This window comes from Collinsella sp. TF08-11AT (assembly GCF_003437035.1).
Classification (GTDB): Bacteria; Actinomycetota; Coriobacteriia; order Coriobacteriales; family Coriobacteriaceae; genus Collinsella.
The window spans coordinates 18,297-35,932 of the sequence record NZ_QSRL01000014.1 but is presented as its reverse complement, the minus strand read 5'-3'; the positions used below and the strand labels follow the sequence as shown (position 1 = coordinate 35,932).

Here is a 17,636-nt window from a genome sequence, read left to right as displayed (position 1 = left end):
CCGCACGCAAAGAAGGCCACTTAATGTGGCCTTCGTCTTGCGCAGGACTGTTCGAAATTTTGAGGAAGCGCCCGCCCTGCCGGGGCTCCCGGGTTCCCGTTTACGAGAGCGACGTTCTCAGCAACTCGTTGAAGAGCTTCGGGTTGCCCTTGCCGCGGCTCGCCTTCATGCACTGACCCACCAAAAAGCCGATGACCTTCTGGTTGCCGTCGCGGTACTGCTGCGCCTGCTCGGCACAGTTTGCCAACACCTCGTCCACAATCGGCTGCAGCGCGCCGGCATCGCTCACCTGACGCATACCGCGCTCGTCGACGATCTTGTTGGGGTCGTCACCGGTCTGGGCCATAGCCTCAAAGACCCCGTGCGCTTGGTTGGAGCTGATGGCATCGGTCGCCAGCAGCTTGGCAAGAGCGGCCACCTGAGTCGGCGCGATGCCGGACTCGGCGAGCGACACGCCCGCGCCCTTAAGGTAGGCGATCATCTCGTTGACCAGCAGGTTTGCGACCGTCTGGGCCTCCTTGCCAGCCATACCAGCAGCAGCGGCCTCAAAGAACTCGGCAAACTCGGGGTCGCCGGCGATCTGCTCGGCGTCGGCCGCCTTAATGCCAAAGTCGGCCTCAAAACGGGCGCGCTTGGCATCGGGCAGCTCAGGAATCTCGCCACGGCAGCGGTCGATGAACTCATCGTCCAGATCGAACGGTGCCAGGTCGGGATCGGGGAACAGACGATAGTCGTCGGCCGTCTCCTTCACACGCATAACCACGGTGCGCTTACGGCTGGGCTCCCAGTGGCGGGTCTCCTGATAGATGATGCCGCCCTCCTCGAGCACCTCGGCCTGACGGCAAATCTCGTAGGCAAGGCCGTCGTGTAGGCTCTTAAACGAGTTGAGGTTCTTGAGCTCGGTCTTGGTACCCAGCTTGGTCTCGCCGCGGCGGCGCAGCGACACGTTGCCGTCGCAGCGCATGGAACCCTTCTCCATGGAGCAGTCCGAAATGCCCAGCGTCACAAAGATGCGACGGAGCTTCTCCATAAACAGGCGCGCTTCCTCGGGCGTGCGCAAGTCGGGCTCAGTCACGAGCTCAATCAAAGGCGTGCCGCAGCGGTTGTAGTCGACGAGTGACTCGGCCGCGGCGGTAATGCGGCCCTCGGCACCGCCCACGTGGACCATCTTGGCGGCGTCCTCCTCCATGTGGATGCGCAGGATGCGGATGGGCACCGTGTAGGAACCGTCATCGCGGCGCTCGGGCATCTGCAGGCTGGACGCATCATAGCTGGCCAGGTGACCGGCGCGCTGGTTGCCCTCGCGCATGGTCGACGTCATGGACGTGGACAGGCCCTCGGCGTTGGCCGAGGCGCTCGCCAGGCTCTGAGCCTCGGCCTCGCCAAACGCGCAGTCGGGGCGCTCGGCGGCACCGCGACCGGTCACATCCAGGTCCAGGTGACCGTACATGGCAAAGGCGACTGGACCCTGCGTGGTCTGGAAGTTCTTGGCCATGTCGGGATAGAAGTAGTGCTTGCGGTAGAACATCGAGTGGCGCTGGATCTCGCAGTTGGTGGCCAGACCCGCCTTGACGATGCTCTCGATGGCGCGCTTGTTGGGCACCGGCAGCGCACCGGGCAGGCCCAGGCACACCGGGCACACGTTGGCGTTGGGCTCGTCATCGTGGCTGAGCTTGCAGTTGCAGAACATCTTGGTATCGAGTGCGGTGAGCTCGGTATGGATCTCCAGACCGATCACGGCCTCCCAATCCTGCAGGACCTCGGAAAGCTCCTTCATTACAGCTCGCCTCCCTTCCCGGCAAAATCGGGCGCGACAGAAAGCGCGGGCGCACCCGTGGCGGTATCGGCAAAGCCGCGCTCCAAGGCGCGGGCAAACGTGAGCAGCTGACGGTCCTTAAAGGCGGGTCCCACCAGCTGGGCAGAAACGGGCAACTGAGTATCCTCGCCCAGGCCCAGCGGCACCGAGATGCCACCGTTGCCGCAAATGTTGAGCGAGATGGTGTACAGATCGGAGAGGTACATCTGCGTGGGGTCGCTGATCTCGCCAAACTTAAAGGCCGTGCGCGGCGAGGCGGGCATGAGGATGGTGTCCACCTTGGCATACGCGGCGTCGTAGTCCTGCGTGATGAGCGTGCGGGCCTTTTGCGCGGCATAGTAGTACTTGTCGTACACGCCCGAGGAGAGCAGGTAGGCGCCGAGCATCTGGCGGCGCTTGGCCTCGGCACCAAAGCCGTGGGCGCGCGAAAGCGAGCTCTGGTCGGACAGGTTGGCGCAGCCCTCCTCCTGATAGCCGTAGCGAATGCCGTCGAAGCGGGCCAGGTTGGAGAACGCCTCGGCCGGGCCGATGACGTAGTAGGCGGCGATGGCGGCGTCCAGGTGCGGCAGGTCGACCTCGACCAGCTCGGCGCCCTGGTTCTGCAGCTCCTGGGCGGCGCGCTGAACAGCGGCCTTGACCTCGGGCGTCAGGCCCTCGGCCTCCATAAACGCGGGGATAATACCCACGCGCTTGCCCTCGATGCTGTCGTTGAGATGCTCGGTAAAGTCGACGGCGCAATCCTGGCTGGTGCAGTCGTACGGATCGTGGCCCGCGCCGGTAAGCGCGTTCATGGCCAGCGCGACATCCTCGACCGTGCGGCCAAAGGGGCCCACCTGGTCGAGCGACGAGCCAAAGGCAACCACGCCGTAACGGCTCACTGCGCCATACGTGGGCTTAAAGCCCACCACGCCGCACAGCGACGCCGGCTGGCGAATGGAGCCACCGGTGTCCGAGCCCAGCGAGAGCGCGACCTCGCCCGCGGCGACGGCTGCAGCGGAGCCGCCCGAAGAGCCGCCGGGCACGCGCTCGGTATCCCAGGGGTTGTTGGTGCGGTGGAACGCCGAGCTCTCGGTGGAGCTGCCAAAGGCAAACTCGTCCATGTTGGCCTTACCCATGGGCAGGCAGCCGGCGTCGAGCATGCGCTGGACGCAGGTGGCGGTGTAGACGCTCTGGTAGTTCTCGAGCATGCGGGAAGCGCAGGTGGTGCGCGTGCCCACGAGGTTCATGTTGTCCTTGATGGCCAGCGGCACGCCCGCGAGCGGGGGCAGCGGCTTGCCTGCGGCACGGTCGGCATCCACGCGCGCGGCGGCCTCGAGCGCAAGCTCGGGCGACACCTGCAGGAATGCCTGGACCCCGCCCTCGCGCGCCTCAATGGCGGCGAGAGAGGCCTGGGCCACCTCGGTAGCGGTAAAGTCGCCGGCGGCAACGCCCGCGGCGATCTGGGCGGCGGTAAGGGAATCGAAGCTCTGCGCCATTACTCGCTCTCCCCCTCTCCCAAAATGGACGGCACACGGAAGTAACGGTCGCGCGCGCTGCCGGCGTTTTCGAGCGCAACGTCGAGCGGCAGGTCACGCTCGGGCTCGCGCAGGTCGTCGCCCATCACGTTGGACAGGCTTCCGATGGGATGGAACGTGGGCTCCACGTCGGGCAAGTCATATTGCAAGACGGGCTCGAGCATCTGGACGGCGTCGTTCATGTAGGACGTCATCTGGGTGAGCTCGTCATCGGTCAGTGCGATCTTTGCGTACTCGGCGATGCCGCGCACGTCTTTCTCGCTGAGTGCCATAGGCGCTCCCTTCCGCATAACAGATAAACCGCTCTAGTATACAAGGCAACGCCGCTTGGAGCAGGTGCTTTACCCAAATGCAGCGAAAACGTAACGAGGACGGCGGTTGGCAGGCTGCGGGCCGGCGGTTCTTCAGCGAAACCGCACCGTCCATAGCGAAAACCGTCTCGCCCACAACGAAAACCATCACAACATTCGACGCCTTTCGTCAAAATCGAAATTTTCATCGAATGTTGTGATGGTCTGGAAGCCCCGACCACCACAAAAATGCCTGTCCCCATTGTGGTGGTTCTGGAGAATGTCTTATGCCGAGGCCTTGGCCTTGCGGCGTTTGCGGACCGCGTGGATCACGATGTCCAGCAGCAACAGCACAATGGCTACGACCACGATGAGCACGGCAAACTCACGCTTGCCCCAGTGGCGGCCGGCCAGCGACTTTTGCTTGTCGACGTCCTTCTTGCTGTACTTGGTGCGCACGCAATGCACCAGCAGGCGATGGTCGTTCACGCCGTAGGGCGTGCAGGTAACGAGCGTCACCTTGTCGGCGCCGGGCTCGATGGTCAGCGACTCCATCTCCTCGGGCAGCACGACCTCGGAGTCCACCATCTTGTAGGCGAGCGTCTTGTTCATGGTGTGCAGCAGCACCAGGTCGCCGGGCTCCAGCGAGTGGATGTCGTCGAACATGCTCAGGTTGCGCATGCCCGAGTGCGCGGTGAGCACGCAATGCGTCGAGGTGCCGCCCACCGGCAGGCTCGTGCCCTCCAGGTGGCCGACGCCCGCCATGAGGACTTCCTCACTCGTGCCGTGGTAGATGGGCATGCTCACGTCGATGGAGGGGATTTCGACCCAACTCATCATGGGGTCGCGGTCAAAGATGAGCTGCTGGGCGTAGGGCTCGATCTGGTCGGCGGGAAGCTCGGTGGCCTCGCCCGCCAGCTGCTCGTTAAAGGAGCGCGCCTGGAGCAGGATGCGCTCGCGCTCCTCGGCAGATAGCGCGTCCACGGTGCTGGACACGGTGCTGATCTGGTTGAACACGCCCGAGGCCTCGAGCCGGTCCAAGATCCACGGCCAGGTCATTAGGCCCACGCCAATAAGGATGATGACGATGGTGATGAGCCGGTCGGCCCAGCGCGGCAGCCGCTTGCGACGGCGCTTGGGCTTTGGTTGAGGTTTGGGCTGAGGGCTTGAGCCGCCGTTGTCCGCGGCGTTATTGCTCTTCATATGTTTGGCGCCCTGCACCATCGCCGGTCACTCCTTTACAACTCATGTTGTCTAAACAAATAATAGCCGATTAGCGAGCTTCTACGGCGGGCAACGCAACCTGGCAGCATTGCGCAGCGCGAGCATGGGCCCGCATTTGCGTTTTAAAAATGTCCCGAATCGGCGGGGCGATTCGGGATACAATAGCTACAGGAAACGACGCACCCCGCGTAAGTACTTAGGAGCGCGGGCGACCAGTTTCCGACGTTGTTAAATGCCCGGGCCTCTAACCCCGGGCATTCTTATTTGCGCTTGTTACGGCGCAAATGCCTTCTACCGTCCGCACCGCGCGTGCGCCTACGGACCTTAAACCGAACCTCATACGAGTCAAGAAACGCGATGACGAACGTGCCCACCGCCGCGAGGGCGGCGAGCGCGTTAAGGAATTTCAGCATTTGGGGACCTCCGATCGAGTCGTCGGCCGCCCGCGCACGGGATGCGTCGCAAGGCTATTTTACTGCGAGTGCATGCACCCGCAGCTGGTAAACGCAATAATTGCAAACATCTGTTCGATATTCATACGCTTGATCCATCGGGCAATGGAGCCTGGCTGCGTTGTCCAATCAAAACCACCCCTAAAAGGGGCGGTTTGCTCTTAGGGTATAACCCTTGGATTTCCGGCACGCGTCTAAAGGCGCCGGCCCTCACGGGGTTCGGGCCGCACTGCAGGTTGACCCGTGGCGGGCCGGTCAAACCGGCGCTATTTGCGCCCCGGCCCCCTATCGAAGGGGTCCTCGTACTCCTTGACGCTCAGCCGGTCGAGCGCGATGTCGGCCTTCTCCTGCTCCCGGATGTACTTCTCGATCGCGGCCTCGTTCAGGCCGACGGTGGACACGCAGTGGCCCTCGGCCCAGAACTTCCTGTTGCCGAACTTGTACTTCATGTTCGCGTGCCTGTCGAATACCATCAGCGAGCTCTTCCCCTTCAGGCAGCCCATCACGCTGGACACGCTGTACTTCGGCGGTATCGCCAGCAGCATGTGGACGTGGTCGGGCATCAGGTGCCCCTCGATGACCTCTATCCCCTTGTACTGGCAGAGCTTCCTGAAGATCTCCCCAAGGTCGGACCTTATTTGGTTGTAGATGACTTTGCGCCTATACTTCGGCGTGAACACGACGTGGTGCCTGCACGTCCACTTCGTGTGCGACAGGCTGTAGGCCTTCTGGGCCATACGCCACCACCGCCCTCTCGACTCGGATTCCTTGCGGCCTGAACAATCGCAAGTGTCCGGCGAGGGGGCGGCTTTGTAAAGCCGGTTGTCCCCACCCGCATAGCGGGTGGTTTCTGATGCGGCGCGCTGCGCGCCCCGCACAGGCTAAAGCCTTTAAAAAGAACGGGGCAGACTCCAGTGCGGAGTCTGCCCCGAAAAGAGAATGGCAAAGCAAGGACGTAGATGGACAAGAAAAGTGTCCGCAAGTCTCATGGCCATCACATCCCACCTGCCAAGGAGATGGGTAAACGAGCGCTACTCCTGCTCGGACTCCTCAGCCTGCTTCCGGCTGCGGATGAGGTGCGCCACGCCGATGCACAGCACCGCGCCGCCAGCGATCCAAGTGAAGGTCACGCCATTGAGACCGGTCAGCGGGAGGCCGGAGCCCTTCTCATTCTCAATAGTAATGGGCATGACTGAACCATTTGCAGCACCAGGAGTGACCTCTTCAACTTTTTCACTGACGGCCAGCTTCGTCAATTTGCCGTTCTCATCGTAAGTCGGCGTCACGCTAATCTGGAAGGGGGCGATGGTGTTGTAGCCCGAAGGAGTGGTCGTTTCGGCAATCTCGTACGTACCCTCAACGAGACCGGGGATAAAGACCTTGCCGTTCGCGTTATCGGTCAAAAACTCAGAAGCCTCTTCCTTAGTCCCGACAAGGGTTCCGTCATTTTTCAACCATTTGCCAGCAGATTTAGAATCTCCGATATTAACGACCTTGACCTTAAAGCCGGCGACAAGTTTTTTATCCTGATTGCCTTGCTCAACTTTGGTAATATCCAGGCCAAAAACGTAGTCGGTGACTTCCTTTGGCGTAGAGGTGCCAGTGCCACTAGCCATGGGATTGTTGGAGTAGACAAGCTCGACCTTGTTGGTGTTGCCGGTGGTCGTGTATTCAGCATCGCTAGTAAGCTCGGCCTTGTAGGTCACAACGACCTTGGAAGTCTTGGTCAAGGTCACGTTCGAAGCCTTTGCAGCGGCCTTGAGGTCGTCAAAGGAAATCGTCAGGTCATGGCCTGCAACATTGTTGGACTCATCATAAGTATCCTCAACCTGCACACTGTAGTTACCTGCAGGCTTGACAGTCTTGTCGTCAATAGTCACAGCAACGGAATCTTTGTCGGCCTTCAGTCCAACGGAAAGGTGATCCTGGAACTTATATTTGTACGTGGCAAAGGTGTCGATGTTATCGGCAACGGTGCCGATCAGCTTATATTCGATCTTCTCGCCAATCTGCGAGTCGCTCACCTTTCCCCAGACATCGCCCTCACGAACCTGTTTGTCGACAGTGGGAATACTGGTCTTCTCGGTAATTGAAACCGCTTCATCTCCGATGACAGCGAAGATAGGGGCGGTGGCGGTTTTGGTGTCTGCGACAGTATGGGCGTCAGTCACAAAGAGCCAATAGCCGTGTGAAAGGTTGTTGGCAACACCATTCGAAGTGGCCGCGAGATCACTTGGATCATTCAGGTCGGTCACCTTAGCCACAGCAGCCGCAATCTTATATGCAGCAGAGTCAGATGCTACGCTAGTCGTTTTACCGGTGTGCATCACGTTCTTGCTAATCCAATCTGCAGCATCCTGGGCGGTTGCGATATTGGTGTCCTTATCGAATTCCCTAATCGCTTCCTTAACAGCAGCTTCAACCTTGTCATTGGCCCATGCGATATTGCTCACAAGCGTCTGACCGTTCTCATCCTTTGCCACATCAGCGTCAAAGATCTTGTAACCCTTGAATTCGGTATCGTTCCCCAACGCTTTTCCGATGGTCACTGAGCCGTTCGCGTCGCCCTCAGCAAACGCCATCGTGACGGGCGCCATAACTCCGCCGAAGCTCAGCGCTGCTGTGAGGCCGGCGGTTACTGCCAGGCGTGCGATGTTCTTGCTCATGCTCATCTTCTTTTCCTCTGCTTTCTGCCTGAATTCCATTTGACCTAAATCTGTCTGTCTGTGTCTTAGCATTTACTTCGCTACGTCTCGCCCCGCTCTCTGTGGGGCTGCCAGCTACTCTTTATGGCTGCCACCTCCCCGCTTGACCAGGAGCGCGACCACGATGAGCGCAGCTCCAGCGACCGCTGCGGCGGCCACGGCGTACATTGCCATATCGCCAGTCGAGGGCATAAAGCCTCCGGTGAAGATGCTAGGGGGCGTGCCGGCGGGCGTGTTGATGAGCGACGCCTCCAGGCTGCCCGTCGACCCGTCCGCGCTGTCGGCGCGCAGGGGCGACTCGGCCGTAATGGTGAGCTTGGGCTTGGCGGCCGCCACCTGGTCGACGTCCAGGCCCTCGGCCTTGACCGTCACGCAGCACGTGCCCTCAAAGGCGGTGTAGCCCTTGGGCGCCTTGAGCTCGCGGACCTCCAGCTTGCCCGAGTCCACGCCCGAGACGGTCACGCGGCCGTCCTCGCCCGTGGCGACGGTGGCCTTGCCCTCCGCATCCCACGTGCCATCGGCCGCTAGCGTGCGGCCGCGGTCGTCGGCGATGCTCAGGACCGCCCCGGCAAGCGGCTTGTCGCCGTCGCTGCCGCGCTTGGTGAGCGCGAGATCCCAGGTGTAGGCGCACGCATCATCGCTCGGCGTGCAGGTGAAGCCGGCATCGCTGAACGGGTCGGCAAAGGGAGAGCGCGGGTAACGCAGGTAGACCTCGTTGGGGTTGCCCTTCGCGATGCCGTGGTTGCACGCGCTGTTGAGCGGCGCATTGTACACGGCGACCACGCGGGCGCCCGCGGCGAAGGCGTCGGCCCCGCCGAGCGCGGCGATGAGGTCGCCGGTGCGCACGGTGAAGGTCTTGCCGTCGGCCGCTACCTTGGTGGCGCACTGGGCCGTGATGTCGGTCCAGCCCTTCGCGGGGTCGGTGCCGGCGCGGCCGTCCTTGCCGGTCTGGACCGCGTCAAAGCCGCCGTCCGCCCCCGCCGCCACGTACACGTGCATGCTCGCGGCCACCTTGGAGGGGTCGAGTCCCGCGCTCATGGTGTCGACGAACCGCACCGTATAGGTGTCGTAGGCGGCAAGGCCCGCCGGGACCGTGGCAGAGAGGCGCCAGTACAGGTCGTCGGCGACCGTGGCGTCGGCGGCCTTCTGCCAGGCGGCGGTGCTGTCCTCCAGCACGTGCTTGGCGACCTTGGGCGTCGCCGCCTTGGGCTTGACGGTGACGACGCCGCCGCCGACCAGGGCCATGATCGGCGCGGTGCCGGCCTCGCCCTGGGCGATGGCGTCGTCCTTAGCGACGATGAGCCAGTAGCCGCAGGGCAGCTCGGCCGTCGTGCCCGCGTTAAGGGCCACGGACACGGCGTCAGAGCTCTGGAGGGAACGAGCAAGCTGTGCGCTCAGCGCGCTCGTAAGGTGGGAATCGGTGTTGAGCCACTCGGCAGCTTCCTGCGCGGTGGTCTGGGAATTGGGCATACCGGCGCTGTGCAGCACAGGCAACACGGCATCGCGCGCGGCGTCGCTTGCCCAGGCGAGGTCGGTGGCGATCTTGGCGTCGCTGTCGCCGTCGACGACGTTGGCGCTAAAGATCTGGTAGGCGTCGTAGCTGCTCGCCACGGTGCCGCTCACCGTGATGGAACCGGTCGAGGTCGGCGCGGCCTGCGCGGATGCGGGGAACACAACCGCGCAGGTGCCGATCAGGAGGGCAAGCAGCGCAAACAAGATCGGGAAGGAGCAAACTTTCTTATTCACGACGCTCGCCTCCCTTCGCATTCGCCTTGCGACGAATGTGCATCCAGGCCGCAGCAGCGCAAAGCACCGCCGCGCCGGCAAGGTACGTCAGAGTGACGCCCGACATACCAGAAAGGGGCAAAGAGGTGGAGTAGGTGTTGGTGAAGGTGGGGTCATCGGTCTTGCGTACCGCGTCGTTGGCGTCGACCTCGTAGTAGGTCGGCGTGCAGTTCAGCGTGCCATGACCGTTGTCCGTTGCCGTCACCACGACCTTGAAAGTCTTGGTGTCGTTCTTGTAGCCTTCGTACTCGGTGCCTTCGTTCTCGTCGGCGGGGCATTCACGGATGTAGTAGGTGAACTTCGCCTGCTGATTGCTATCGAGCTCATCAACGCCTAGTGGGCCGATTTCTACCGGATCGAACGTTACTGTCTGAGGGTTTTCCGATCCAGAAGTATATGTATATATGGGCTGAAAAGTTTTCTCCGTGTTGTCGGAATTCTCAGCATACAGCTCGAACTTGAACTTCTTCATCTCGCCGCCGTCGACCTTCTTGGTCACCTGAGGTGTCCAAGAGCCCGTGGCTTTGTATGTATTAGTAAAGGTGTTGCCTTCGGTGATATCAATAGAGACATCGCTACCGTTAGGCGGAGTAAACGTATTCGGCTTATTATTCTTGAGATTAGTGACCGTTACATTCGTAACTAAATAGTAGATGTAATTAATATCCAGCACCGGCCGCGTTACGGTCGTAGTTGTAAGCTCAATCTTGTAGATGGTCTTGTCGTAGTACACGCCATCGACGCCATCGACGTGATTGCCGGGGTCCTCAACGAGGTAGTAAACGCTCGTTCCATCGGAGTTGAGCCTGCCCAAATCATAGACAAAGTTGCCCCTATCGTCGTTCCTGACCCCATCGCCAACTTTTGGACAGTTATTGAACTGCAAATTGTCATCTTGATCAAAGTAAGGGCCCTTACCACTCTCGTTCTGCTCCAAGAGCTGGAACTTGAATTCTCCCGCAGTAAGCGCGCGGCCCTCCAGTGCCTTAGTGCCGTTGAGCTTCATCTTGGGATACACGCTCACCTGCGTGGTGGAGCCGGCGACAACGTCGCCGTTGGTCATGATGCCGCCACCGTGAATGTTGGAGCTATTGCCCGTGATGAAAAGAGTCGCAGCTGCGGTAGCTGCATCCTTATCTTCCTGAGTCGGCGCCGAAGCAAGGCCAATCATGTACTTAGCCTGTGCGCCCTCGTACTTGCCGATAGACGTTTGCGTATTGTCGATCGTGCCCGACCAGTTGGCGGCTCCACCACCAAGCATCTGGCCAGTTACGGCTGCGACGTAGTCGTTGCTGGTACGTGCACGAATTAGGAATAGATCCTTATGGCCATACTGCTTGAACTTATCGGTTATTTCGCCACCCTGAACGCTTGTGGGCTGGTCTTCATTCTTACCATTGGTGCCGCCCGAGAGACAGGTGCCGTTCTCATCGCTATTGTCGAAAATCGCGATGCCCTCAGTATCGGTAATAGCGGTCTTGCCACTCGGGCAGGCAGCGAAGCCGCCACCGTAACCCTGGGCAGAATTATTGCTAATCTGCGTCTTGTATATCTTGAGCTTTGCGGAGGCAACGGGAGTAGAGCTGTTTCCTTCTTTCCAATCACCACCACCCTGCACGAAGATGCCGCCGCCACCCCAGTCGTTAGTGGTATTGGTCGTATTGTTGGTGATGTAGGCCGGCGAATTGGTTACCTTGAACTCAGCTTCGGTCGGCGCTGCAATGCGCACGCCACCGCCCTCAGAGTTTTGTGCAACATTGCTCGCGATCGTACCGCCCGAGAAGGTAAAGGAATCGAGCGGTTGGTGGAAAAAGCCAGCGTAAACGCCGCCGCCAGCCTCGGCGGAGTAGTTGCCCGTGATGTAACCGCCACTGATCTGCAGGCTACCCCCGTTATAAGCAGCGATACCACCGCCGCCGTGACAACCGAAGCCCTTGTGTTCGTCCTGCCCCTTTGTTATGTAATTGAACTGGCAATTGTTATTGGTCACATAGCCATCCGAGACGGTCACATCAGAGTCCTGCGCACAGATGCCCGCGCCATAACCCGGCAAATTCTCGAACGTACCGTTACCGGAAATCGTACCACCAGTACCGCCAGTCATGTTGATTGTAGAGCCGTAAGCGTTCACACCGCCGCCATTGGGAGCGTAGTTGCCCGCGATCACGCCACCGGTGAGGTTAAGAGTCGCGCCGCTGTTGTTCTTGGTGTCAAGTTCGATGCCTGCGCCATGGTTCATAGAGGTTGCACCGCAAACGTAGCCGCCGCTCATATTGACGATAGAACCTTCCTCGGCATAGATCAGGTGACCGACCTTCGCGTCCTGAGTCGTGGTCAGCACGCCGCTCTGAAGGTTAAACGTACCGCCCGCATAGACGTTGATGAGCTTCATCGCGGAGTCAGCTTTAGTGCCCACGATGGCGCCATTGATGTCAACCTCGTGCTTGTAGGTGGTCTCGGTTGTACGAGTTTTGTTTTCAGCATTCACGCTGGATTCGGTCACGTAATAAGTGAGTCTGAGGGGCAGGCCGTCTTGACCGTTACGTTCCACGGTAGCGAGCTTGCCCTGTCCGGCAGATTGCGCTGATTTTTTGTCCTCTGCCTGCCCCGAATCCTTGATAGTAAGGTTCGCACCATTGCTGACGCTAAAGAGCGGCAAACCGCTGTCCTCGCCCGAGTGCTTTATCTTGCAGCCATTAAGATCAAGGGTGATATTGCTACCGCTCTTATCGAGAAAAATCTCGTCGTTGCAGTCTAGGTCCTGCATCAATTTAAAACTGCCGGACTGATTTTCCGCAACGCTCTGAAGTTTCCCGCTAAGCTCAGCTCCATTGTTAATTTCCACAGCAGCCGTTCCGGCTTGCTCACCTTCCGCAGCCGCAACAACGGTTTTGTCATCCGAAGTCGCTGCACCCTCGTACTGCTGTTCTTCCTCGTTCTGCTGCTCTTCCTCGGACTGCTGTTCTTCCTCGGACTGCCCCTCAAGCTGGGCTTCGTCGCCAGTCTCGTCGCCCTCGGTCTCGTCACTATTCTGGTTTTCGGTATCCCCGTTGTTGGTGTTGTCTACATCAGTAGGCTTACTTGAGGAACCCCCCCCATCACAGCTTCCTCAGCAGAACCCGTCTGGGAATCGTTGGCAATGGCCTGCGAGATCGGAGGCATGACGAGCGACAGTACCAGGCTCAAAACGGAGGCTCCGCACAAAACGCCTGCCAGTACACGGCGCGTCGCTTTATTACTTTGCTTAGATTTGTCTGAATTTGCTTTCATCGATGTCTCCTCCCCAAGAGACCGCGATCCTGCTCTTTCACCATCAAACTTGGGCGCGCAACCTATAATTGCTCGCGCTCGATATGCATATTATTATTCTTTGTTTAAACAACGCAAGGCTAACAATGTCAATTTTACTTCGCGTTGCCTTAACTTCTTGACAATTATTCAAACTATGCGTTGTTTTTCGAGGGTTAAATTTCGGAAAGACGCTGGTAAACTCGTTAGCAAATCTAGATAAATGACACTTTACCATTGTTTGTACAACATTTTGTTTTAACCCGCTCAATCTGTGAACGGTCAAAATTGCGCCGTGAATGGCAGTATATCTACCTGCAAATATTAGTTTTGAGCTAATTGGTCAATTACTGCACAACCAGCGTGTGCCGACATGTTCATACATCGACACTTGAATGACATCGTATGTTACCGGCTGCAAATCTCCTCGCTACAAAAAAGCGTTCCAACAATCGACTGTTGGAACGCTTGGAAAACCACCACAAAGGCGCTCTGCCCTCTTTGTGGCTGCCCCCAGGCGCTACAGCAGATGTTCCTCGATAAAGATCGCGATGCCGTCTTTGTCGTTGCTCGCGGTTACAAAGTCGGCAGCGGAGCGGGTGGCATCGCTGCCATTTGCCATGGCCACACCCACGCCGGCGTCGGCCACCATGCAGGTATCGTTATCGGCATCGCCAAACACGCAGATGTTCTGAAGCTCCATGCCGTTGAGCTCCGCCACGCGCACAAGGCCGCGCGTCTTGGACACGCGCGGATCCATGAACTCGTAGAGCCGCTGCGTGGTTTGCAGAGCTGCCGCCTTAACAGTGTCATCGGCAAACGTCGACGCCCGCTCAATCACCCGCGGCATTACTTCGGGCGCCATGGTAAACATCACCTTGGGCTGCGGCTCGCGCAAAAACTCGGCAAAATCGACCACCTGGTAGGGTACGCCGTCGACACGCGACAGGTGCTCGACGCACGCATTGCTCTCGGGCGCATAGAGCACGCCGTTCCGGGGGCAAACGGGCGTTGCCGGCAAGCCTGCCATGTGCTCGCAGATGCGCGCGATGGTCTCGCCCGGCAGCGGATAGCTCAGCTCGTTGATGTCGTGCGCGCGGTCGATGACCTCGGCGCCACCGCAGCCCACCAGCACGTCCACCAGGCCTTCGATGCCCCAGAGCTCGTACATGGCCTCGGTCGCGTGGGCGTCGCGCCCGGTGCACAGGCCAAAGAGCACACCGCGCTCGCGCAGGGCGCGGATCGCCGCCACGGTGCGCGGGGACACCGTGTGCTGGCTCGTGAGCAGTGTGCCGTCGATATCGCAGAACACGGCTTTGATGTGGCTGAAGGTGGTGTCCATGGGGGCCTTTCTGGGTTGTGCGGCGGTGTGGGGTGTGGTCGTGAACGGCGTACATGGTATACCAAGGCGCAGGCGCGGCCCGTTAAAGCAAAAACCACCACGAAGGTGCCTGGCCCCTTTGTGGTGGCCGGACCCGCAGGGTGGCCTGGCCCGGGGCGCAAACCATCACAACATTCGACGTTTTTCGGCAAAATCGCGATTTTCATCGAATGTTGTGATGGTTTTTACTGCTTTGCGGCACGATCCAGATGCCGACGTCCAAACAGCAGCAGCGCCGCGGGAACCGCCGTCACGACCATGCCAGCCCCCACGAGCGTCTGTTGTACGCCAAATGTCGCCGCCAGCCACGGTGCAACCGCCAGAGGGGCCACGCCGGCGAACATGTTGCCAAAGCCCATGACCGAGTTGACGCGGCCGAGCTGCTCGAGCGGTGCCGTCGTTTGCACAATGGTGTTGTGGAGCGGGTTGACGACACCCCAGGCTATGCCCAGGGCGATCTGGCCGACGAGGGCCACGCCCACGTACGGCGTCCCCACATAGAGCAGGCTTCCCAGGCCCACGGACATAAGCGCCACGAGCAGTGTTTTAAGGTTGACCAGGTGCGGCGGCATCCGAAGCGCAACCACGGCGCCCAGCACCGCGCCCACACCGCAGGCCGACGAAAGCCAGCCCATCCACTCAACGCCGACGTGCAGGACATCGCGATAGAAAAACGACTCGAGCGGGTCAAAGGCGCCATAGCCAAAGTTCGAAAGAAAAATGATACAAAACAGCAGGGCGAGGACGCTGTTGGTAAAGACTGTCTTGATGCTGGCTGCGAAGGTAGCGCGGGAGGATGCGCTGGGGTTGGAGCTTTGTCCCGCACGCTCCCCTTCCTCTGCTGAATCGGCATCCGCATGCCCGGCGACATGGCTGGTCTGCGGCCTAAAGCCCCAACCGGCGACGAGCGCCAGGACGGTAAAGAGCATCATGAGCACAAACACCGCGCGCGACGACGCAGCCGCCGCGACAAAGCCACCCAGCGTGGGTCCGACGATGATACTCACATTTGAGAACATGGCGATGGCGGAGTTGGTGTCTTTGAGCTCGACGGGGTCGTTGGTGAGGTAGGCCGGATAGGATGTGGCGATGGGCTGGGCGAATCCCATCGTAAAGCCCAGAAACACCGCGCCGAGCAGGACGACGCCGGTCGCGCTACCAAAGGCGATGATTGTCGTGCCAGTTGCGAGCGTGCCGACGATGCTCAGCAAGAAATGGCGGCGCGGACCCCATGCGTCGAGCGCAGCGCCGCCCGCAAAGGATCCCAGGATCACGAAAACGTTCATGAACAGGACGGCCAGCGATGTCGCGACGACCGAGGCATCGTCTGCATAGGTGAGTGTTCCGATAACGCCAATAAAATAACTGGTCTGAAAGCCGGTGTAGATGAGAAAGCGCGTTGCCACCAGGCGTTTAGCCTGCGCGGACAGCGACGATTGAGGTTTTGAGAAAAGAGAGGCGAGCATGGAGACTCCTTGTTTCATACGAATGCGGACGGCGGGCATTCGCCACCGTCTGTCAAATCAATCTATCCGCATGAAACATTAAGGACACATCGAGCCCCTTCTCTCCGTTTTTCGCCCGTCATGAACTACTTGGTAGATTGTAAGGCATATCCCACACATCCACCAAAGCAAAAACCACCACAAAGGTGCTTGGCCCCTTTGTGGTGGTTGCGACGTTTACGCTGGTTGAGACTTGGCTAGGCCAGGTCGGCGCCGTTGGTGGCGATGACCTTCTTGTACCAGAAGAAGCTGTCCTTGCGGCTGCGGGCGAGCGTGCCGTTGCCGTCGTTGTCCTTGTCGACGTAGATGAAGCCGTAGCGCTTCTTCATCTCGCCGGTCGAGGCGCTCACCAAATCGATGCAGCCCCACATGGTGTAGCCCATCAGGTCCACGCCGTCCTCGATGGCAATCTCCATCTGCTTGATATGCTCGCGCAGGTAATCGATGCGGTAGCCGTCGTGAATCGCACCGTCCGCCTCGACCTCGTCCACCGCGCCCAGGCCGTTCTCGACGATCATCAGCGGCACCTGGTAGCGGTCGTAGACCTCCTCCAGGTAGTAACGCAGGCCCTCGGGGTCGATCGCCCAACCCCAATCGCTCTTCTTGAGGTACTCGTTGCCGGCGCCACCAAAGATGTTGCCCTGCTCCAGCAGCACCGGGTCAGCCGTGGCCGTGGCGCTCATGTAGTAGCTAAAGCTGTAGAAGTCGACCTTGCCGGCGGCCAGCGTGGCGGCGTCCTCGGGCGAAACCTCCACGTGCACGCCTTCGCGGCGCCACACGCTGGGCGCCCACGAGGGATACGCACCGCGCACCTGCACGTCGCCGCAGTAGAAGTTCATCTCGCGCTGCTGCTTTTGTGCGGCCAGAACGTCTGCCGGATTGCACGTGTGCGGGTAGCAGGCGTTGCCGGCGATCATGCAGCCGATCTTGTTCTGGGGATCGATCTGATGGCCCATGGTGACGCACTTGGCGCTCGCCAGGAACTGATGGTGCAGGGCATCGAAGCGCGCCTGCGGGTCGTCCCAGTCGCAGTCGCCAAAGGCCATGGGCGTGTCGGTTGCCTCGGGCACCATGCCGCCGCCCATCACGCCGCCAAAGCCGCCCATGAGCAGGCAATTGATTTCGTTAAAGGTGAGCCAGTAGCGCACCAGGCCCTTGTACTCGGTCATGACGGTGCGGGCGTAGTTGAGGTAGAAATCGATGAGCTTGGGGTTCTTCCAGCCTCCGTAGTTTTTGGACAGACCATAAGGCAGCTCATAGTGGCTAAGGGTGACCATGGGCTCGATGCCCTGCTCCTGACAGGCCTGGAACACACGGCGGTAGAACTCGATGCCGGCCTGGTTGGGCTCGGCCTCGTCGCCGTTGGGGAAGATACGGCTCCAGTTGATGGACATGCGGTAGCACTTAAAGCCCATCTCGCCAAAAAGCTTGATGTCGTCGAGATAGTGATGGTACATGTCCACGGCCTCGTGGCTAGGATAGTGGTACTGGGGCAGAATGCCGTCGGTAATGTGGCGCGGCTCGGAGACCGTGCCGCCGGTCATGATGTCGGGAACGCCGAGGCCCTTGCCGTCCTCGTTGTATCCGCCTTCGCACTGATTGGCGGCAGTGGCACCGCCCCACAGAAATCCATCGGGAAAAGCCATGTTGGCTCCTTTCGTACGTGTTGGGATGTT

12 protein-coding genes are annotated in these 17,636 nt (G+C 60.0%); all 12 read right to left on the bottom strand.

From position 1 onward, the window contains the following. Positions 1-100: 100 nt before the first annotated feature. The 12 genes from gatB to DXC79_RS08530 all read right to left on the bottom strand — a co-directional run bounded on the left by gatB (position 101) and on the right by DXC79_RS08530 (position 17,606). Entirely contained in the window at positions 101-1,777 is a 1,677-nt protein-coding gene (gene gatB, locus DXC79_RS08585; protein WP_117635891.1) for an Asp-tRNA(Asn)/Glu-tRNA(Gln) amidotransferase subunit GatB, read from the bottom strand. Beyond that, positions 1,777-3,291 carry an Asp-tRNA(Asn)/Glu-tRNA(Gln) amidotransferase subunit GatA gene (gene gatA / locus DXC79_RS08580; RefSeq protein ID WP_117635890.1) on the bottom strand — a complete coding sequence of 505 codons (1,515 nt, stop codon included), beginning with the start codon at positions 3,289-3,291 and terminating at the stop codon, positions 1,777-1,779. The genes gatB and gatA overlap by 1 nt, the downstream gene beginning before the upstream one ends. Then, entirely contained in the window at positions 3,291-3,602 is a 312-nt protein-coding gene (gene gatC, locus DXC79_RS08575; protein WP_055250987.1) for an Asp-tRNA(Asn)/Glu-tRNA(Gln) amidotransferase subunit GatC, read from the bottom strand. The genes gatA and gatC overlap by 1 nt, the downstream gene beginning before the upstream one ends. A gap of 303 nt (positions 3,603-3,905) precedes the next feature. Further along, positions 3,906-4,823 (bottom strand): class C sortase, encoded by a 918-nt coding sequence (locus DXC79_RS08570; protein ID WP_158551003.1) that lies wholly within the window; start codon positions 4,821-4,823, stop codon positions 3,906-3,908. Positions 4,824-5,562: 739 nt separating this feature from the next. Further along, complete coding sequence (gene tnpA / locus DXC79_RS08565; protein WP_117635888.1) at positions 5,563-6,033, bottom strand: IS200/IS605 family transposase; 471 nt, start codon at positions 6,031-6,033, stop codon at positions 5,563-5,565. Positions 6,034-6,327: 294 nt separating this feature from the next. Then, positions 6,328-7,962: an isopeptide-forming domain-containing fimbrial protein gene (locus DXC79_RS08560; RefSeq protein ID WP_158551002.1), complete on the bottom strand. Its 1,635-nt coding sequence runs from the start codon at positions 7,960-7,962 to the stop codon at positions 6,328-6,330. Positions 7,963-8,076: 114 nt separating this feature from the next. Beyond that, positions 8,077-9,747, bottom strand: coding sequence for an isopeptide-forming domain-containing fimbrial protein (locus DXC79_RS08555; protein WP_158551001.1), 1,671 nt, complete (start codon positions 9,745-9,747; stop codon positions 8,077-8,079). Beyond that, positions 9,740-12,631, bottom strand: coding sequence for a Spy0128 family protein (locus DXC79_RS08550; RefSeq protein WP_147327495.1), 2,892 nt, complete (start codon positions 12,629-12,631; stop codon positions 9,740-9,742). The genes DXC79_RS08555 and DXC79_RS08550 overlap by 8 nt, the downstream gene beginning before the upstream one ends. 218 nt (positions 12,632-12,849) lie before the next feature. Next, on the bottom strand, positions 12,850-13,056 hold the full coding sequence (locus DXC79_RS10015) for a hypothetical protein (protein WP_147327494.1): 207 nt from the start codon (positions 13,054-13,056) through the stop codon (positions 12,850-12,852). Between the two features lie 538 nt (positions 13,057-13,594). Next, the gene (locus DXC79_RS08540) at positions 13,595-14,416 is read right to left on the bottom strand and encodes an HAD family hydrolase (protein ID WP_117635883.1); all 822 of its coding nucleotides are present in this window, start codon (positions 14,414-14,416) and stop codon (positions 13,595-13,597) included. A gap of 224 nt (positions 14,417-14,640) precedes the next feature. Further along, a complete protein-coding gene (locus tag DXC79_RS08535; protein WP_158551000.1) occupies positions 14,641-15,921 on the bottom strand; it encodes an MFS transporter in 1,281 nt (426 codons plus the stop codon). A 236-nt stretch (positions 15,922-16,157) separates the two neighbouring features. Further along, positions 16,158-17,606, bottom strand: a complete 1,449-nt coding sequence (locus tag DXC79_RS08530) for a glycoside hydrolase family 1 protein (protein ID WP_117563637.1) — start codon at positions 17,604-17,606, stop codon at positions 16,158-16,160. Between the last annotated feature and the right edge of the window lie 30 nt (positions 17,607-17,636).